Raw genomic sequence first — 18,618 nt, forward strand, 5'->3', positions numbered from 1 at the left:
AACCGAAGCCGCGATCGTCTAGGTTCTCGCGCTTGCACTGCTCGCCGATCCAGGCAACCGAAGCCGCGATCGTCYAGGTTCTCGCGCTTGCACTGCTCGCCGATCCAGGCGATGGTCGGTGCGATCCCCTCCCCAGCGCGCTGGAGGAGGTCGTTCTGTGGGCCGAAGGCGTTGAAGGCGAAGTCGCCGTAGGGCAGCAGGTGCTCCCGTCCGCTCTTCCCGATGCCGACTGCGTCCGGAAAGACGCGCAATGGGAAGACCTCAGCGAGATCGGTCACGCCATCGAATTCGGGCCCTCCTTGGAGGAGATCCTCAACGACGGCGACGGCATCCGTGCGCCACTGCTCCTCCAGGACCCGCAGTCGTCGAGCAGAGAGCAGTGCGCTGAGGACAGCGCGTGGGGCGTCGTGCCGCGGAGGGTCCGCTTCCAGCAGCAGRCTGGGGGGACGCCAAGGCTTCTCATGCCGGAAATTGGCCAGTCCGGCGCCCGCACCGGACTGCAGTGACTGCCAGTCCGTCAGCGCCTGGTGGACCTCGGCATATCGGGCGACGGCGAAGACCTCGTAGGCGTCCAGGTAGACGACCGGACCGAGTTCCCGCAGCGCTTCCTGCTGCGGAAGCGGATCGGCGAGGAAGTCCGCCGAGAACGGGTCGATGTCGCTGTGCGGTACTTCCGCCGTGTTCACGAGGGTCATGTGTTCTCCTTACAGGTCCAGCACGATTCGGTCTCCGACACACCGCGAGACGCAGGGGAAGATGCATTTGCCCCCGGCGCGTTCCTGATCATCCAGGAGAGTGTCGCGATGATCCGGGGCGCCTTCGAGCACGGCGGTCTCGCAGGTGCCGCAGACGCCTTGAGCGCACGAGCTGAGGATGTCGACACCGTTGCGTCGAAGGGCTGCGATGATCGATTCCCCAGGAGCGACGGTTGCGGTGACGCCGGATCGCGCAGCATGCACCTGAAAGGGCATCGACGGTCCCGCGAGTGCTGCCGCCGACGCGCTGAATCGCTCGGCGGTGGGAGGAAGTCCGGGACCGCTGGCTGCCCAGGTCTCGACTTCATCGAGGAGTCGCGACGGTCCGCACGCGTAGATGCGGGTCGACGGGTCTTCCGGGCGCCAAGCACTCAGATCGGCGCGCCCCATCTCGTCCGCGAACTGAAGATGCACGCGGTCGCCGTGCGGGTCGAGCTCGCTCAGATACGCAAGCCGATCGCGAGAGCGCCCCAGGTACAGCAGACGCCAGGGGACGTCGAGCATCTCCGCTTGCCGGATCATCGGCAGTATCGGAGTGATGCCGATGCCACCCGCCACGAACAGGTAACTCGCGGCGGGAGCCAATCGGAAGTTGTTGCGCGGACCCCCGAAGCCGAGGATGTCCCCTTCGTTCACTTCGTCGTGCAGTGCGGCGGACCCGCCGCGCCCCTCCGGCTCGCGCTGCACCGCGATCCGGTAGGTGAATGCATCCCAGCGGTCGCCGCAGAGCGAATACTGCCGCATCGCCCCGTCCGGGAGAACAACGTCGATGTGCGCGCCGGGCGCCCAATCCGGGACGCGCGACCCGTCGGGGCGGGCAAGCGTGAACTCGACCACGCCCTCGGCGAGACGGCGTTTGCCCACGACCTCCACGACTCCGCGTGCGTGGGTTGGGGGCGAGGCCACCCCGGTGGTCGGAGCGAGTGGCGTCCTGGTCATCACGGCCTCCCTGCCGTCCACGCGATCCCCTGCGATCGCAATCTCACGTTAGGCAAGCCGCAGTACAGTGAGCTGTCATATTCGCATGATGCGAAAGGGAATGCTTTGGCACGGAGGTCTGCTGGCGAGTCCACTCTTCACCGACACATGCGCATTCTCAGCGCGTTCACCTCGCTGCAGCCTTTTCTGGCCCTCAGCGAGCTCGCCCGTGCCACTGGGATGACGCCGTCCACACTGCACCGCCTTCTCAGCGACCTGGAACGGGAGGGGCTTGTGGAGCGGATGCCGGACCGCACGTATCGCCTCGGCCTCCGGCTCTGGGAACTCGCAGCCCACACGCCCGGAGCACCCGGACTCCGCGAAGTCGCCCGTTCATGGCTTGCGGCTGCGCACATGCGCATCCGCCAGCACACCCAGCTCGGGGTCCTCGCCGAAACGGACGTGCTGTTCATCGACCGCCTGTCGCATCCCGACGGCGTTGTCAACACCGTCCTGATCGGCGGACGGCTCCCCTTGTATGCATCATCGAGCGGTCTCGTTCTTCTCGCGCACGCACCCCGCGCCACGCTCGACAGCGTCGTAGCAGCGGGACTTCGCGCATACACTCCGCACACGATCCGCACCCTTGCGCAACTCGAGGCTGCGCTGCACCGCGCCCGCATCGACGGATACGCGGTGAGCAATGGTCACATCCACGAGGAGTCCCGCGGGGTCGCCGTCCCGGTGAGAGGTCCGGACTCTTCGGTGTACGCGGCGCTGGGTGCCGTGGTTCCGAACGACGGGAGCTCGCCACTGCCGATTGTCGAAGTCCTCGCCATCGCGGCCAAGGGAATCGAGCGGGGTCTTCGAGACGCCTATTCGGCGAACCCGTCAACGCGAGAGCGCCAGCCCGGCGTGAGCGCGAGGTCATGGGACTACATGACCCAGTTGCGGCACCGTGAGCAGCTTGGCGAATAGCGGGGTCACCACGCCCTTGAGAGGCGGGATTCTTCGGTGCACGCAGCGATGGTTCGCCGCCGTTCCGAAGGACGGGAGCTCACCAGCCACGGAGGCGAGATTCCCTCGGTCTCCCCCGTGCAGATCCGCGAAATCACAGGGTGCCGGGCGCCGCAAAGCATGACTTGCGTAAGAAGCGTTGCGCAGATCCCTCTACGCAAATGGGACTCTTCGTGGGGAAGATATAGCCCGATGACCAGGCATTTATTTGGCGGAGACGGAGGGATTTGAACCCCGCCTTTACACGGTCGGTCACGGGCGGTCAGGGGCGTATTCGTTGATTTGAGTGGGTTCGCGCTGGGGTTCGTGGAGATTCAGAGGTGTTCGCGCATGCTCAGGATTACGCGATTCTTACGCACCGCGCTTATCCCATCAGCGACTCGGCCCTGTCAAATTCCTGGACGGGGTCCGCGGTCGAGCGTGTCGTGGGCCGTATTCATCTTGACGCGTTCGAGCGTCAATCGCACCTAGGGTCGGCCGCGCCTGGCGACGTCGCCGAGCCAGGCAAGACTCGGCTTCGGCGTCCGAGCGAATGTGCTGCGGTCGACGGCGATCAGTCCGAACGTCGGCTCCCAGTGGCCCCACTCGAAGTTGTCCAGAGCGCTCCAGTGCAGGTACCCGCGGACGTCGATCCCGTCGTCAATGGCGTCGAAGAGGTGGCGGAGTKCCTCAGAGGTGTACGCGATCCGGCGGGCGTCGTCGGCGGTGGCGATGCCGTTCTCGGTGACCAGGATCGGGACGCCTCCGGTGACCTCCCAGGCGTGGCGGACGGCGATGCCGAGCGCGTCCGGGCGGTAGGGCGTGCCCACGAGGGTGTTGTCGGGGCTCTGTGGGTTCGGGACGAGTCCGTTGTCGTCGACGGCCTGTGTGGAGTAGGCCTGCACCCCAACGAAGTCGTCGCCGCGTGCCGCCTCGAGGAACACATCCTCGCGCGCGTACCGCTCGGTCTGCAGACGCTGCTCGTTCTCGGGAGCGGCGGCGTAGAGGGCGAGGTTGGCGATCGTCCACCCGACCGCTGCGCTGGTACGCTCGCGCACGATCGCGCGAGCGGCGTGGTGCGCCTCGATGAGGCGCTGTGTGGCGGCGGGCGTGGGGAGGGGCAGGACGAAGCCGCCCTCCTGCATCGTCGGGGTGTCCATCTCGGGCACCGCATCGGCGTTGATCGCCCCCGCCATGAGCATCATGAATGCGAACATGTTCGGTTCGTTGATGGTGCACACCCATTGGAGGTCCTGGAGGATGCCGCACACCCGCGTCACGTACGCGGTGAATCTGTCGATAGCGGTGTCGCCGAGCCATCCGCCCTCTTCGATGAACCAGCGTGGACTCGAGAAGTGGTGGAGAGTCACCACCGGGGTCAGGCCCAAACTTAGCGCGGTGTCGATCATCCGTCGGTAGTGCGCGAGCTCGACCAGCGAGAATGCTCCGGGCAGGGGTTCGACGCGCGCCCACTCGATCCCGAACCGGTACGCGGTCAGCCCCGCATCGGCCAGGAGGCGCATGTCCTCTTCGTAGCGGTGGTAGCTGTCGACGGCGTCGCCGCTGGGGCCGAAGTGCGGCATCCGCTGCTCGTACACCCACCAGTCGCTGTTGACGTTGTTGCCCTCGATCTGGTGCGGCGCGGTCGCCGCTCCCCACAGGAATGGGTTGGTCATCGGTAGTCCTCCGGTGTCTCTTCGGGCGAGCGACGTCGCGGGCGTCAGTTGTGGATGCGGAGCGTCGTGCTGAGCGCGGCATTCGAGTCGCCGCCGACCCAGATGTCGACGGTCGTCGCGTCCTGCACCATGCCACGGGTGGCGGCGCTCCAGTAGCGGAGCTGCTCGGGGCCGAGCGGGAACGTGAGGGTGCGCTGCTCCCCCGCCGTAAGCGTGATCCGCTGGAAGCCCTTGAGCTCCCGCACGGGTCGCGATGACGTGCCGTGGCGCTGGTGGATGTACAGCTGCACCACCTCGTCTGCCGTTCGGTTCGAGGTGTTCCGAACCGTCAGCGATACGGATGCCGTCCCACCGACGACGATCTCGTCGCGGTCGAGGTGCAGGTCGCGGTAGTCGAAGGCGGCGTAGGACAGGCCATGCCCGAACGGGTACAGCGGGGTGCTTTCCTCTTCGAAGTAGCGGGAGCCCTGACCTTCCGGTTGGAACGTCCGCAGGTGCGCGTACACAAGGGGAACCTGACCGGCGTGACGCGGCCACGTGAAGGGAAGCCGGCCGGCCGGCGACACGTCGCCGACAAGCACGGCCGCGACCGCATCTCCGCCCCGTGTACCGGGATACCAGGCCTGCACGATGGCGGGGACGTGCTCGTCCGCCCAGCGCATGTCGAGCGGCCTGCCCGACATGACGACGAGCACGACCGGGGTGCCGGTGGCGGTGATGCGCTGCAGCTGCTCGAGCTGGCGGCCGGGGAGGTCGAGTGTGGCGGTGGAGGCTTTCTCGCCCGCCTGGTTCTGTCGCTGTCCCACCACGACGATGGCGACGTCGGCGGATGCCGCGAGCTCGGCGGCCCGCGAGATCTCCGCCTCGTCATCCCAGTCGGCGGGAGTCGCGGTCACCGTGGGGTCGGCGCGGTCGAACTCGGACGGGAACACCCGTTCCGTGATACCAGCGCCCGGCGCATGGGTGACGGTCACGGCTGGGAGGCGGGATCGCAGCCCGTCGAGGATCGTGACGGTCTCGGCGGTGTCGTGGTCGAACACCCACGGGCCGAGCTGGTCGCGCTTGCTGTCGGCGAGCTGTCCGATCACTGCGACCGAGCCGAGCGCCCCTGGGTCGAGCGGGAGCGCACGGTCAGCGTTCTTGAGCAGCACGATCGAGCGCTCCGCGGCGGTGCGGGCGAGTTCGCGGTGGGCCGTCGCGCCCAGGACGGAGGCGGTGGCGTTCTCGTCGACGAAAGGGTTCTCGAATAGCCCGAGCCGGAACTTGGCCTCGAGCACGCGACGCACGGCGACATCGATGGCGCCCTCGCTCACCAAGCCCGCGGCGACCGCAGCAGGGAGGTTCGCAAATGCCGCGTCGGACATCGCCATTTCCATGTCGAGCCCCGCCGTGACGGCGCGTGCCGCGGCATCCGTGTGGTCTGCGGCGAAGTGCTGGGTCTCGAGCGAGCGGACGGCGTTGGCGTCCGAGACGACGAACCCCTCGAAGCCCATCTGTTCGCGGAGCACGTTGGTCAGCAGCCACCGGTTGGCGGACGCCGGGACACCGTTGAGGTCCATGTACGCGCTCATCACGTTGACGGCGCCGGCGTCGATCGCTGCCTGGAACGGCGGGAGGTACACGTTCCACAGTTCCGCGTCCGAGATCTCGGCATCGTCGTAGTCGCGGCCGCCGCGGGCCGCGCCGTAGCCGGCGAGGTGCTTGGGACCGGCGAGGATCCGGTCGGAGCCCAGGTCGCCCTGGAAGCCCCGGACCTGCGCTGCCGCCACCGCAGCGCCGAGAACGGGATCCTCTCCGGCGCCCTCGACGATGCGACCCCATCGCGGGTCGCGGGCGATGTCGATCATGGGGGCGAAAGTCCAGTGGATGCCGGCCGCGCGGCCCTCCCGCGCGGCCACAGCCTGCGCGGCTTCCACGAGGCCCACGTCCCAGCTGGCGGCGAGGCCCACCGGAACGGGAAAGATCGTCCGGAGCCCGTGGACCACATCGAAGCCGAACAGCAGCGGGATGCCGAGGCGGGTGTTCTCGACCGCGATGCGCTGCAGACGGTTGATCGTGGCCGGGTCGGTGACGAACAGAGCTGAGCCGACGAGCCCGTCGCCTGCCGCCGCCTCGACCATCTTCGGCTGCTCGAGGAATGCGCGGTGCTCCGGCGGCAGGGATTCGATGTCCAACCCTTCCGGCAGTTCCAGCGCGCCGAAGTAGAAGTACTGGGTGAGCTGCCCGGCTTTCTCGGCGAGGGTCATCTGTGAGAGCAGGTCGCTGATGCGATCTTCGGTTGGGGCCGTGGCATCACGGTAGAGCGGGATGGTCATGGGTTCCTCAGAGTTGGGGGTTGCATCGCGGATGTCGCTCAGTTGCTCGATGGTGATTCGGCGGTGGGCGCGTAGTCGATTTCGCGGATCTGAATCTGGCCGGTCAGCGCCTGGACGCCGAAGACCCGGCCGGTGAAGCCGCCGGTGACCTCGGTGGATAGGTATCGGCCGTCGAACGCGCCGAAGATGTGCTCGGCGTCGTCGATGATGACCGCGAGCTCGATGAGGTCGGGTTCGAGTGAGACGCCGTGCGGCAGGACCGGAGCGGCCTTTGCGCTGATCCGGAGTGTGGGGACGATCTCGGTGGGGACGTGGTGGCGGCCGACACTGTGTTCAATGGGACCGATCGCGAGCGTCGCCTCGACGGTGGTGCCGTCGTAGGTGAGCCCGTACCAGTTGCGATCGTCGATGCGCAGCAGGAAGCGCCCGGTCGCTGCTTCGGCGGTGAACGTGGCTGACGCGGTCCACGCGATGTCGGTCGCCCTCGCGGCGAGCAGGGCGCGGCCTTCGCCGGCATCCGCATCGATGATCAGCCCGCCCGCGGGTGCGGGGCGGGTGAAGGATGCCGGGAATCGTCCGACGCCGAGCCAGCGCGGGTGGAGTTCAGGGCTGTCGAAGCGGTCGTCGAAGGCGCGGTCGACCGGGGGGACCGAGAACCGGGTCTCGTCGACGACGGGCCAGCCGTCGATCCAGTCGATGCCGACGAGGAAGCTCTCGCGCCCGTTCACGTGGAAGCCGGGAGTCTGTCCGCGCGGGCGGACGCCGAGATGCACAGCGGCCCAGCTTCCGTCGGCGAGTTCGATCAGGTCCGCGTGGCCGGTGTTCTGGATCGGGTGCGCGAGGCTCCGGTGGCTGAGGAAGGGGTTGTCCGGCGCCGCTTCAAAGGGCCCGTCGAGGGAGCGCGCCCGGGCGATCGTTGCGGCATGACCGCGCTCGGTGCCACCCTCGGCGAGCAGCAGGTACCACCAGTCGCCGATGCGGTACAGGTGCGGGCCCTCAGGAAAGGCAAGCCCGGTCCCTTGCCACAGCTGCCGCGGCGCTGCGAGGAACGCTCCGGTGGCGGTGTCGACGGGGGCGGATTGGATGCCGGGCTGCTCGGGGTTGAGGGAGCACCAGGTCACGTGCGCGGTGTTGTCGTCGTCCCAGGCGATGTCGGGGTCGATGCCGATCGCACCGGCGAGGTGGACGGGGTCCGACCACGGTCCTGCCGGGTCTTCGGCGTGGATGAAGAAGTGGCCACGGCCGAGCGGGATGTCGTTGACATTGGTGCCGATGATCCAGAACCGGCCGTTGTGGTGGCGGATCGTGGGGGCGAAGATGCCAGCGCTCGGGTAGCCGCCGTGCTCGGCGATCTGGCTTTCGCGGGTGAGGGCGTTGCCGACGAGGGACCAGGTCACGAGGTCGCTGCTGGTATGGATCGGGATGCCGGGCAGGTACTCGAAGCTCGAGCTCACCAGGTAGTACGTGTCGTCGACGCGGCAGATCGACGGATCGGGATAGAACCCGGCCAGGATCGGCTCGGATGCGGTCATCATGACTCCATTCCGGGTGTGGCGAGGCTGATCGCGGGCAGATCGGTGCGGGCAGTGACCTGCAGCGTGAGGGATGCTTCCCCGTGGCGGGTCGATGTCGCGTGGATGGCGACCGGTCCGGCTTGAGCGCCGCCCCGGATGATGGCGATCGCCCGGCCGCGGTGGGTGGCCATCTCTTCGTCGACGAAGCGGTCTGTCGTCGCGGGTGCGGCGCTGCCGAGGGCCGCGAGCGTGCCCGAGCCGGTGACACTCACCGCGATCCGATCGTCCGAGCCGATGTCGACGATGCCGTCTTCGTCGGCGAGTTCGAGCCAGACGTACGCGAGGTCGTCGGGGCCGCGCAGTTCGTCGGTCTCGGCGCGCAGTCGCAGTCGTGGTGCACCGGCAGACCTCAGAGTGCTGCGGCCGGTTTCGCGGCCGTCGCGGTAGGCGATCGCGGTGAGCTCGCCGGGTTCGTACTGGGCGCGGAAGCAGGCGACGTAACCCTTGCGTGGGCCGCATGCACGACGGCCGAGTGAACGTCCGTTCAGCAGCAACTCCACCTGATCGTCGGCGGAGTAGACCTCGATCTCGGCAAGGCCGGCATGTCCACGCCATGACCAGCTGGGCAGCGCATCGGACGACAGCCAGGGAGTCTTGTTGGCGCGCTGTCCGGTCTTATCGAGCGGGCGCACCGCGATGCCCGGCCGCGGGGTGATGGCCCACACGGCCTGAGCGAGGAGCAGCGCAGCGCCAGGCGCCCCRGTGATGTCGAAGACGCCGCATCCGGCCAGGATGCCGGGGTAGGGCTTGGCGATGCCGCCGGTCTCGGCTCCGTAGCTCCAGTAGCCCAGTCCCACTTCGCCGAGGTAGTCCCAGCCGGTCCAACTGAAATCGCCGATCACTCCCGGGACGGAGGTGACGCGCTTCCAGATCGCGGGCAGGTCGCCGGGCATCGACTCGGTGCCGACGATTACACGGTCCGGGTACCGGCGCCGAGCGCCGGCATAGGAGGCGTAGCCGTAGTTGTATCCGGCGATGTCGACGGCGGCGAAGACATCTTTGGTGGCTTTGTCTGCCGCGGGCAGTTTCGACGCCAGCACCATGAGCCGGCCCATCTTCGCCGTCATCTGGTTCGCGAGGGTGCTGGTCGCGGGCCGGCGTTCCGGCGGGGCGTCCGCACCGTTCTCGGACGTCTGGCCGCGCGCGGCCATCATGGCCAGCAGCGGGTTGACGGCGATCGTGGTGGGGCGTGTCGGATCGGCCTCGGCGAAGAACGCGTGGATCTGCTGCGCGAGTTCCACGCCGGGAGCGGTGGCGGACTCTGCGATCTCGTTGCCGATCGAGTAGATGATCACCGATGGCCGATTGCGGTCATTCGCGATCATTGAGGCTGCGTCATCCCTCCACTGGACAAGGAACCGCTCGGCGCCGTCGTGTGGAGTCTTCGGCCGGAACCAGACATCCGTCAGCTCATCCATGACGTACAGCCCCAGCTCGTCGCATGCGTCGAGGAACGCCCGTGAGAGCGGGTTATGGGCGCTGCGGATCGCGTTGTAACCAGCCTCCTTGAGCAGCAGGGCACGGCGCCGCTCGGCGGCGGCGAATGTGGCGGCGCCGAGCGGTCCGTTGTCGTGGTGCACCGCAGTGCCGCGCAGCAGCACCGGTTCGCCGTTGATGCGGAGCCCGTCCTGCGCGTCCACCTCGACAGTGCGCAGACCGGTGCGGATCAGCCGCTCGTCCACCGTGTCCTCGTCGATGACGAGCCGAACGCGCACCTCGTAGAGGTGCGGCCGCTCGGCCGACCACAGCTTCGCCGCGTCGATCGGAACCGAGATCATGGTCAGGGCATCCGTCACCTGCGCCTTCCGGCGCGCCACGGGCTGGCCGTCATCCTCGAATTCGACGATGAGCGTGGCTTGGGAAGGGACGGGACCGTCGACGTGGACTGTCACCTGAACAGTCGCGTCTGTGCGAGCGGGCCCGGTGCTGATGCTTCTGGTCACGATCCGGAGCCCGTCCTGGGCGATTCGCAGCGCGCCGGCCGCCTCGAGCCAGACGGGCCGGTAGATGCCCGAACCGGTGTACCAGCGACTGTTCGGCGCAGCTCGGTTGTCGACGTCCACTTCGATCACCGCGGTGTTGCCTGCTGCGATGCCGGCAAGCGATGCGGTGAACTCGCGGTACGGGCTGTCGTTGCGGACGACTTCCCTGTCGTCGACCCTGATCCGGGTGATTCCGGACACGCCCTCGAACCGCAGGGAGTACGCCCGTTCGTTCGCGTCGTCGGGAGCTGTCCACGCCTTGCGGTAGCGATAGGCGCCGCCGGGGAAGAAGCCGCCGTGGTTGCCGGTCGCACCGTCGGCGGATCGGGCTTCGCCGATCATCGCGTCGTGCGGCAAGCGCACCGGGGTTCCGCCCGGCTCACCCTCCCGGTGGAAGGTCCACTGGTCAGTGAACAGTGTCGTAGTCATCGGTCTGCTCCGTCGAAAGGCTTCGGGCGATGGTCAGGGCGCTGGCTAGCGGACGCTCTTCACCTTCCACTGCACGAGGATGCCGGCGACGACGGTGAGCACGGAGGCGATGATGAACAGAAGGCCGTAGTTCTTGTCCGTGCCCGTGACGCCGATGATGATGAGTGGGGCGGCAAGCAGCGGTGCCAGGGCCTGTGCGATGGATGTCGAGTAGCCGTTGATGCCGAGGAAGCGGCCGGCATCAGTGTCCTTCTCGGGAAGCACGTTGAGGACCAGCGCCTGGTCGACAGCCGAGAACACGCCCAGCGCGACGCCGGTGAGCGAGGAGCCGATGAGGAGCACCGCGAAGTTGCTTCCACCGATGGCCAATGTGATCGCACCCACGGTGTAGACGATGCCCGATGCCAGCACGAAGATCTTCCGACGGCCGAGTCTGTCCGAGAGGAACCCGCCCAGCAGTGCGCCGACACCGGTGACCACGAGGCCAACCATTGAGAGGATCAGGATGATTCCCCCGATGTCGGCGACTTGGCCGTCTGGGCTCAGTCGTGAGGCGAAGAAGAGTGTCGTGAAGGTGGTGGTGAAGGTGACACCGGTCATGAACATCAGGCGGGCCAGCCAGTTCCACGCGAAGTCGGGGTAGCGGCGCGGGTTGAACACCATCCCGCGGAGAACTTTGCCGGCGCTGAGGGGCTCAGCGAACACCGTGTCGCGCGTGTCTCGCTCCGGCACGAAGAGGAACCAGCACAGCAGCGCGACTACGCCGACGGCGCCGGGCACCAGGAAGACGAGGTAGTTGTTCCCGATGAACGCACTCGCCAGGCCCACCCCGACGACCGGTGCGACCATCTGAACGAACCCGCTCAGGCCGGCGACGCGCCCGTACTGCGCCTCCGGGAGCCGGTCCGCCTGCGACTGGATGAGCGAGTTCATGGAGCTGCTCCAGCCCACCGAGGTGATGATCCACCCGACGAGAAGGATGGGGATGGTACCGGCGCCGGCGATGACGGCGAGGCCGAGGAAGCCGACGATCGCGCCGCCCAGCGCGAATTGACGTCGACGCCCCAGCCTCGACCGGGTCCGGTCACTCCACGTGCCCACCAGCGGGCCGGTGACCGTCGTGATGATCGCTGCGATGCCGATGATGTACCCGAGCACCTCGACGTTCGCCGGAGCGAGTTCCTGGACCCGGAGGGAGAGGGAGAGCCCGATGGGTGCGACCAGGGCCACATAGGCACCGAACATGCCCAACAGCAGAAGCGTGATCCACTTCTTGGACACAGGGGTTCGAAGCGTGCCCGTGGCGGTGTTCTCGGMTTGAGTGTCTGCCGCGAGGGCCTGCTGCGCGGGGGAAGTAGCGGCGCCCGGTGCAGCGGCTGCGCTCGGGTTATCCGACATGAGGACTCCTTTGTCATCGGCCGAGAAGCCCGGCCAGTGTGGTGATGGATTGTGGCGCCTTGTTACCACGTGATAACGCCAGTACATCACGGGCAATTATCACGTGTCAAGTCGAATTTGTCACGAGATAATGGCTAGAATGGCTACACCCGGACGAAGAGGACGATATGGCGGCGACAAGCGCAGATGTGGCTCGGCACGCGGGCTTGTCCCGCGCCACGGTTAGCCAGGTACTCAACGGTCACGCGGACCGGTTCGCTGCCGAGACAGCCGAACGTGTTCTGCATGCCGCCAAGGAGCTGGGCTACGAGCCGTCCACCGCCGGTCGAATGCTCCGCTCCGGCACCAGCGACTTCGTGATCGCCTTGGTACCGAACACCACGTTCGGTGGGAACCYGCAGGACATCTTCGACGCCGCGACCGACCTCCTGGCCCAGAAGGGCCTAACGCTCGTGCTTCGACTGTCAACGCAGTCGCCCTCTTCTCTGGACCGCATCCTGGCTGGGATGAAGCCCCGCGCCGTCCTGTCTCTCCAGCCATTCACGGACGCCGAACGAGCCGTCCTCGCTGAGCGTGACATCCCCGGCTTCGACACCGCAGAGGGCGGCGACCTCAACTACGACATCGGCCGCATCCAGGCGGAGCACCTGGTCAGTCGCGGGTACCGACGTCTGGCATTCGCCCACCTTCGCGACAATCGACAAGACCCTTATGGCACGGATCGCGAGGTCGCGGTCGCGAACGTATGCTCCGCCGCAGGGCTTCCCGCACCAGCCGTGATCGGCCTTGGGATCGATCTCGACGACGCAGGGATCGCACTCGATCTTCTCGAGCCGGGTTACGGCGTTGCCTGTTACAACGACGACATCGCCATCACACTCCTCACCGCAGCCGGCCTTCGCGGATGGCGGGTCCCCGAGGATCTCGGCCTCATCGGGATGGATCACACACCGCTTTCGCGCGTGACGAATCCCCGCCTCACCACGGTGGGTTACGACCTGACGGCGGTCGCCCACATGACTGTTGCAGCGGCTCTCGGTGCGCTCGGCCAGTCGGACCTGCCCCCGATAGCCGACATCGACCTCCGGGTGATACCCGGCGACTCGGCCTGAGCACCGGAGTGAGTGCATTCGCACCCGTCCGCATCGGCGTACTCGGCGCGGCCCGCATCGTGAAGGTGGCACTGCTGACGCCGTCTCACCAGATGCCGGGACTCGAGGTGACCGCGATCGCGGCCCGTGATCCTGCTCGCGCTTCCGCCTACGCCGCGACAAACGGCATCTATCGCATTCACCAGTCATACGAAGCGCTGCTCGCCGATCCCGACATCGACGCTGTCTACGTCCCGCTTCCCGCTGCGCTTCACGCCGAGTGGACGATCGCCGCCGTGCAAGCCGGCAAGCATGTGCTCTGTGAAAAGCCGTTCACCAGCAACACCGCCGCCGCACAGAGGGTCGCCGAAGCTACCTCTGCGTCGGACCGAGTCGTCATGGAGGCATACCACTCCCACTTCCACCCGCTGTACGGGCGGCTACGAGAGATCATCGCCTCAGGTGAGATCGGCCAGGTGCGATCCGCGCGCGCCGCGTTCTGCGTCCCGATCGCTCCCGGCCGCGACATCCGTTGGAATCCGGACCTAGGTGGCGGCGGCCTGCTCGACGTGGGGTATTACCCGGTCCGCGCACTCACTGAGCTCTTCGGCATCGCACCCGAGATCACGGATGCGCGAGCCTGGCCACGAGGCGAGATCGATCGGCGGATGGAGGCAACCCTGCGGTGGGGCAGCGGCATGACCGGGCAGATCGTGTCGTCCATCTGGTCACGCAGCCTCATCTCCATGGGGCTGACGGTGTGGGGGGACGGCGGCGCCATGCGCGTCTCATTCCCGTACCACCCCCAGATGGGGACTCGCATCACCGTCAAGGCCGCTCACGGCCGCCGAAGTGAGCGCACCGAAAAGCGCTCGACCTACTCCTATCAACTCGAGGCGTTCCGCGACGCGGTGCGCGGAACGGTCGCGGTGGAAACCACTCCCGCGGCCGCTGTTCACCAGATGCGCACCCTCGACGAGATCTACAGCGCCGCGGGGATGAGCCCGCGAAACGCGTGAGCACCGGCGGCGCTAGCGATCCCTTCCGTGGGGAGCTTCGAACCCGCCTTCGGGCTTATCGGCGCCGACCGGGGAGACATCCGAGCGACATCCGCAACCCACCTTCGCCTCGGCTCGGCAGTGTCGCTGCCGAAAACAGCATCTGAGCGCGGTTAGCAACGCATCCTGCGCCGAGTGCATCCTCCTCCGCCAGCGGATTTCCTGCGTCTGCCGTTTTCACTGGTGCCGGGACTGCACCTGGTAGGAACCGTCGCCAAGACCGAGGGATGATCTCCCTCGGTCTTCTTTACGCAAACCTTACGCAGATGGGCACTCTGATCCACGGATCGGAGCGGCGTAGAGCAGATGGTCAAAGCATGCGGAGATCGAAATAGCCGAGGCCGGTCCGCGAAACCACGTKAACGTCCACCAACCTCATTGAACGTCTGGGAAACTCACTCAAAGTGCGGAGACGGAGGGATTTGAACCCGGGCTCTACGTGGATGATGGTGAGCGTTCAGTGCTGCTTCGTTGATACGACTGGGTTCGCGGCATGGCTCGCGGACGTTCAGAGGTGTTCGCGGGCGCTTAGGCTTACGCGATTCTTACGCAGTGAAAGCGCAGCGTGGGCGATCTGGATGGCATTCATTAGACGCCACTGGTTCCCATAATGCCAATGACGGTGCCGGCACGGCACCCCACCTTCTGCGTTACGGCCTAACACCACACCCAAGGATCGGTTAGGGCATTGTGGCACGATGACCACGCCATCCGTTGTCCACGTTGTGCTCGTCCGCTGGAAGCCGGATGTCGGCCTCGCCTCCCTGGAAGAGCTGACCAAACTGGCGAGCGCATTCCCCGACACGGTCCCCGGCGTCCTGGCCGTTCATTGCGGACCGAACACGAGCCCCGAGGGACTTGCGGGCGGGTTCGAGTGGGCGCTCGTCGTCAGCTTTGCCAGCAGTTCAGCTCGAGACGACTACCTACCGAACCCGGCGCACCAACCCGTCGGAGAGCTGATTTCTCGATTCGCAGAACAGGTCATCGTCTTCGACGTGGACGCGTGATCGCGCCGGAGTGACGTGGCTCAGAGTGTCCGAGCGAAGGGATCGAAGTCCTCGGGCAGTGCGGGCACGCGATCAACGGAGCTCTCGACGGTCACGAACTGACCGCTGTCGGCGGACTCTTCCGCTGACAGCATGACGTCGAGGACGTGTCGTCCCAGCTCTCCGGAGGCGATATGAGGCCGGTCCTGGGCGATGGCGCGTACCATCTCCAGCAGCCCGAGGCCGCGGCCGACGACTACCCCCTTCTCCGGGATCTCGATCTGCGGCTGCTCGAAATCTTCTCCGTCGCGGACTTCTGTGAGCGGCTTCACGTATGCGGAGCGGCCCGTGAACCTGTTCGGGTCGGGCATCACGATCGAGCCCTCCGTGCCGTGGATCTCCACCACTCCGTGCCGCTCCAGTGCCGAGTCGAAGCTCAGCAGACTGTGCGCCTGCTGACCTCCCTCGAACACGGTGAGCACCTGGACTGTGGTAGGAACGTCGACCGGGAACCGGGTGCCGGCGCTGGGTCCGGTGCGTATCTCGCGTTCGGCCTGCGGCTTCATTCCGCCGGCCGCGACGCGGTCCACCGAGCCGAACAGACTGACCAGTGCCGTGAAGTAGTAAGGCCCCATGTCGAGCAGGGGACCCGCGCCGCGGGAGAACAGGAACTGCGGGCTGGGATGCCACAGGTCAGGGCCCTGCGTCTGGAACGAGGTGTGCGCGAACAGGGGTGCACCGATCACACCACTGTCGATCGCGCGCTTTGCCGTCTGGAACCCGGGGCCGAGGACCGTGTCCGGAGCGGAACCGACTCTGAGTCCCGCGGCATCCGCGCTCCTCAGCAGCGCATCGACGCCGTCTCGTTCGAGGCCGATCGGCTTCTCCGTCCACACGTGCTTCCCCGCCGCGATCGCCGCCGCGGACACCTCCACGTGCACCGCCGGAATGGTCAGGTTCACGACGACCTGCACCTCAGGGTGGGCCAGCACATCGTCAGCGCTCCCCCACCTCGGCACGCCGTGCTTCTCGGCCTGGGCGCGAGCCCKGTCGGGGTTCAAGTCGCCGACGATCATGACTTCGACATCCGGGAAGGAGCCGAGGTTCTCCAGGTAGGTGTCGCTGATGACACCACTACCGATCAGCCCGACGCCGACGGCGCTCATCGGACGAAGCCGCCGTCGCGAAGGAAGGCCAGGCTCGCGGCCACATCCTCGAAGACATCACCGGGTGGGTTGTCGTACTCGATGACGGCGTAGCGGATGGCACCGGCACCGGCCCGCAGCGAATCGGCCAGGGGAACATCCCCCTCGCCGGCGTGCCGCTGATCGAGCGAGTCGGACGCGAATGCCGGCGCATCCGGCGCGAACGGGTTACTCGGCGGCACCATCCCGTCCTTTACGTGCACGGCGACGAGCCGTGATCCCAGCCGGGCTACCAGCTGCGGGACATCCTGCCCGCCTGCGAGGGCCCAGAACAGGTCCAGCTCGATCTCCACGCTTTCATCGGTCAAGGCGACGAACCGCTCGAACGCGGTGTGCCCGTCGAGCGTGGCGAAGAACTCCTGTGCGTGGTTGTGGTAGCCGACGCGCAGGCCGAACCCTGCGGCGACCTCAGCGACACGGTTCAGCCGCTCCGCGATATCGGCGACACCGTCTTTGGTCTGCCACCGGTCCACGGCGACGAAGGGGTCGATGACGGTCGTGATACCTACTGTCGCTGCGGCCTCGAATACCACCTCTGGAGCGGGAGTGGGAATGGATCCGTCGGGCGTCCACAGCTCGTCGGAGAGGAGGGGCGCGTGACCTGTGGGCGATGCCAGACCCGCAGCATCCAACGCCGCCCGAATCTCCTGCGGTCGGCGCACGAAGTCGAACGCTTCAACGTTCTGCAGCCCGAGGGCGGCCAGCTTGTCGAGCGAGCCGCTCGGGTCGGCGGAGAATTCGGCGGCCAGCGTGTAGAGCTGGACCGAGGCGAGCGGCAGAGCCATCGGTTCCTCTTTCGAGTGTCGGGGTCAGGAGGTGGGTGCGTTGAGGTCGGGCGCGGGTGCGTCCCGGGTTGGGTTCTCGGGCGGATCTATCTTGCGGGGCTCCAGGGGCGGAGCCAGCATCGCGTCGGCGATGATCCTMTTGGGGTCGTACTGTCGCGGATCCAGGGCTTTCCACGGGATCTCGTCGAACTCTTGGCCGATCTCGTCGCGCGCGCGCTGCTTGGCAGCCTCCGTGAAGKCGCGAATATCCCGAACAGTCGCCCCCAGCCAGCCTGCAGCCGCGGTCATCCGTGAAGGCCCCAGCAGAAACGCGGCCAGGATGGCGAGGAGCATCACCTTTGTCGGGTCAAGTCCGAGCATCAGGACGCCCTTCCGGTGAGCGCCAACGCCTGCGGTTCCAGCGCCGCGACTGCCCTTGCTCGTCGCTTGTCATTGACCCACGCGAAGCCGGCAGCGGCGAAGTAGAGGAGCACCATCGGCACGGCGAGGAGGAACATCGACAGCACGTCCGCGGCGGGCGTGGCGATCGCCGTGAAGATGGTGATGGCGAGAATCACGTACCGCCAGGATCCGACGATGGCGGTCGCKCTCATCACGCCGACGACATTGAGCAGGACCAGCAGCAGCGGGAGGACGAACGCGATACCGACGATAAGCATCAGGCGCAGGATGAAATCCACATAGCTGCGCGCGTTCAGGATCGAACTCGAGTTGCTGGGTGCGAACCCGACGAGCAGCGCGATCATGTGCGGCAGCACCAGCCAGCCTGCTGCGCATCCCGCCGCGAAGAGCGGCACGGCGGCGCCGACGAAACCGAGAGCGTAGCCCTTCTCCCGCCGCGTCAGTGCCGGAACGATGAAGGCCCACAGTTGGTAGAGCCACACTGGTGAGGACAGAACGACCCCGACCGTGAAGGCCAGCTGCATCCGGAGATCGAATGCTGCCGTGACCTCACCGAAGTTCAGCAGCGCCATCCGACCTTGCTCGCCTTCAATGGCTTTGATGAAGGCCTGTACCGCGTCGAGCAACCATCCGGAGAGCGCGAACCCGGCGACCATTCCCGCCAGCAGTGCGAGCGCGGTGACGGTGAGCCGCTTCTTCAACTCGATCAGGTGGCCACCCAGACTCATGACCCCCTGTGGGTCTCGACCGGCTCGCACCTGTCGCGACATCAGAATTCACACCCCGGCGTGGGGAGCGCGCGGTGCCGGCGGAGTGTCCGCGAGCTCCGCCCGCCCTGGCGCGGAAGCGACCAGGTCGGCTGCAGCTGGCGTGCTGTCGTTCTCGTCGCTCAGGTTCTTGGTCTCCGAGCGGAAGATGCGGACAGACTGCCCGACGCTCCGCGAGAGGGCGGGCAATCGGGTGGCGCCGAACAGCAGAAGGACGACGGCGAGGATGATGAGCAGGTGCCAGCCAGACATGTTGGCGAACATGGATAACTCCTTTGTTA

16 protein-coding genes are annotated in these 18,618 nt (G+C 66.8%); 4 read left to right on the forward strand and 12 right to left on the reverse strand.

Features of this window, described 5'->3' with window-relative positions; genetic code table 11:
* Positions 1-695: cytochrome P450 family protein (locus AC1DP3_RS16445; RefSeq protein WP_477295144.1), on the reverse strand; the 695-nt coding region annotated here is incomplete at its 3' end.
* A 9-nt stretch (positions 696-704) separates the two neighbouring features.
* On the reverse strand, positions 705-1,694 hold the full coding sequence (locus AC1DP3_RS16450) for a PDR/VanB family oxidoreductase (RefSeq protein ID WP_477295146.1): 990 nt from the start codon (positions 1,692-1,694) through the stop codon (positions 705-707).
* A gap of 147 nt (positions 1,695-1,841) precedes the next feature.
* Between AC1DP3_RS16450 and AC1DP3_RS16455 the strand changes: the two genes are divergently transcribed.
* Positions 1,842-2,651, forward strand: a complete 810-nt coding sequence (locus AC1DP3_RS16455) for an IclR family transcriptional regulator (protein WP_477295148.1) — start codon at positions 1,842-1,844, stop codon at positions 2,649-2,651.
* A 506-nt stretch (positions 2,652-3,157) separates the two neighbouring features.
* Here the strand turns inward: AC1DP3_RS16455 and AC1DP3_RS16460 are convergent.
* From AC1DP3_RS16460 to AC1DP3_RS16480, 5 genes are read right to left on the reverse strand one after another with little or no spacing between them, the layout of a single operon-like run.
* Entirely contained in the window at positions 3,158-4,345 is a 1,188-nt protein-coding gene (locus AC1DP3_RS16460; RefSeq protein WP_477295150.1) for a family 1 glycosylhydrolase, read from the reverse strand.
* A 44-nt stretch (positions 4,346-4,389) separates the two neighbouring features.
* Entirely contained in the window at positions 4,390-6,660 is a 2,271-nt protein-coding gene (locus AC1DP3_RS16465) for a glycoside hydrolase family 3 N-terminal domain-containing protein (RefSeq protein WP_477295152.1), read from the reverse strand.
* Positions 6,661-6,698: 38 nt separating this feature from the next.
* On the reverse strand, positions 6,699-8,192 hold the full coding sequence (locus tag AC1DP3_RS16470; RefSeq protein ID WP_477295154.1) for a glycoside hydrolase family 43 protein: 1,494 nt from the start codon (positions 8,190-8,192) through the stop codon (positions 6,699-6,701).
* On the reverse strand, positions 8,192-10,645 hold the full coding sequence (locus AC1DP3_RS16475; protein ID WP_477295156.1) for a glycoside hydrolase family 2 TIM barrel-domain containing protein: 2,454 nt from the start codon (positions 10,643-10,645) through the stop codon (positions 8,192-8,194). The genes AC1DP3_RS16470 and AC1DP3_RS16475 overlap by 1 nt, the downstream gene beginning before the upstream one ends.
* A gap of 45 nt (positions 10,646-10,690) precedes the next feature.
* Positions 10,691-12,043 carry an MFS transporter gene (locus AC1DP3_RS16480; protein ID WP_477295157.1) on the reverse strand — a complete coding sequence of 451 codons (1,353 nt, stop codon included), beginning with the start codon at positions 12,041-12,043 and terminating at the stop codon, positions 10,691-10,693.
* 167 nt (positions 12,044-12,210) lie between these two features.
* On the opposite strand from AC1DP3_RS16480, the gene AC1DP3_RS16485 reads away from it, so the two are divergent.
* The 3 genes from AC1DP3_RS16485 (at position 12,211) to AC1DP3_RS16495 (ending at position 15,199) form a co-directional block, all read left to right on the forward strand.
* The gene (locus AC1DP3_RS16485; protein WP_477295159.1) at positions 12,211-13,155 is read left to right on the forward strand and encodes a LacI family DNA-binding transcriptional regulator; all 945 of its coding nucleotides are present in this window, start codon (positions 12,211-12,213) and stop codon (positions 13,153-13,155) included.
* A gap of 65 nt (positions 13,156-13,220) precedes the next feature.
* Positions 13,221-14,153: a Gfo/Idh/MocA family protein gene (locus tag AC1DP3_RS16490; protein WP_477295190.1), complete on the forward strand. Its 933-nt coding sequence runs from the start codon at positions 13,221-13,223 to the stop codon at positions 14,151-14,153.
* 737 nt (positions 14,154-14,890) lie between these two features.
* On the forward strand, positions 14,891-15,199 hold the full coding sequence (locus AC1DP3_RS16495; protein WP_477295161.1) for a Dabb family protein: 309 nt from the start codon (positions 14,891-14,893) through the stop codon (positions 15,197-15,199).
* A 20-nt stretch (positions 15,200-15,219) separates the two neighbouring features.
* Here AC1DP3_RS16495 and AC1DP3_RS16500 read toward each other — a convergent pair whose 3' ends face one another.
* Genes AC1DP3_RS16500 through tatA form a run of 5 tightly spaced genes read right to left on the reverse strand, consistent with a single transcriptional unit; the run spans position 15,220 to position 18,601 of the window.
* Complete coding sequence (locus AC1DP3_RS16500; protein WP_477295163.1) at positions 15,220-16,344, reverse strand: Gfo/Idh/MocA family protein; 1,125 nt, start codon at positions 16,342-16,344, stop codon at positions 15,220-15,222.
* Positions 16,341-17,168 carry a sugar phosphate isomerase/epimerase family protein gene (locus AC1DP3_RS16505; protein WP_477295164.1) on the reverse strand — a complete coding sequence of 276 codons (828 nt, stop codon included), beginning with the start codon at positions 17,166-17,168 and terminating at the stop codon, positions 16,341-16,343. The genes AC1DP3_RS16500 and AC1DP3_RS16505 overlap by 4 nt, the downstream gene beginning before the upstream one ends.
* Before the next feature lie 24 nt (positions 17,169-17,192).
* Positions 17,193-17,528: a twin-arginine translocase TatA/TatE family subunit gene (locus tag AC1DP3_RS16510; RefSeq protein ID WP_477295166.1), complete on the reverse strand. Its 336-nt coding sequence runs from the start codon at positions 17,526-17,528 to the stop codon at positions 17,193-17,195.
* Entirely contained in the window at positions 17,528-18,340 is an 813-nt protein-coding gene (tatC, locus tag AC1DP3_RS16515) for a twin-arginine translocase subunit TatC (RefSeq protein WP_477295168.1), read from the reverse strand. Before tatC ends, AC1DP3_RS16510 begins: the two co-directional genes overlap by 1 nt.
* 6 nt (positions 18,341-18,346) lie before the next feature.
* Complete coding sequence (gene tatA / locus AC1DP3_RS16520; RefSeq protein WP_477295170.1) at positions 18,347-18,601, reverse strand: twin-arginine translocase TatA/TatE family subunit; 255 nt, start codon at positions 18,599-18,601, stop codon at positions 18,347-18,349.
* Positions 18,602-18,618: the final 17 nt, after the last annotated feature.

It is taken from the genome of Microbacterium sp. P5_B6 (assembly GCF_056400345.1).

Bases quoted from the DNA above. Each gene is read 5' to 3' on its own strand.
- AC1DP3_RS16450 (WP_477295146.1), bottom strand. From the start codon at position 1,694: ATGACCAGGACGCCACTCGCTCCGACCACCGGGGTGGCCTCGCCCCCA.
- AC1DP3_RS16455 (WP_477295148.1), top strand. From the start codon at position 1,842: ATGCGCATTCTCAGCGCGTTCACCTCGCTGCAGCCTTTTCTGGCCCTC.
- AC1DP3_RS16465 (WP_477295152.1), bottom strand. From the start codon at position 6,660: ATGACCATCCCGCTCTACCGTGATGCCACGGCCCCAACCGAAGATCGC.
- AC1DP3_RS16470 (WP_477295154.1), bottom strand. From the start codon at position 8,192: ATGACCGCATCCGAGCCGATCCTGGCCGGGTTCTATCCCGATCCGTCG.
- AC1DP3_RS16495 (WP_477295161.1), top strand. From the start codon at position 14,891: ATGACCACGCCATCCGTTGTCCACGTTGTGCTCGTCCGCTGGAAGCCG.
- AC1DP3_RS16505 (WP_477295164.1), bottom strand. From the start codon at position 17,168: ATGGCTCTGCCGCTCGCCTCGGTCCAGCTCTACACGCTGGCCGCCGAA.
- tatA (WP_477295170.1), bottom strand. From the start codon at position 18,601: ATGTTCGCCAACATGTCTGGCTGGCACCTGCTCATCATCCTCGCCGTC.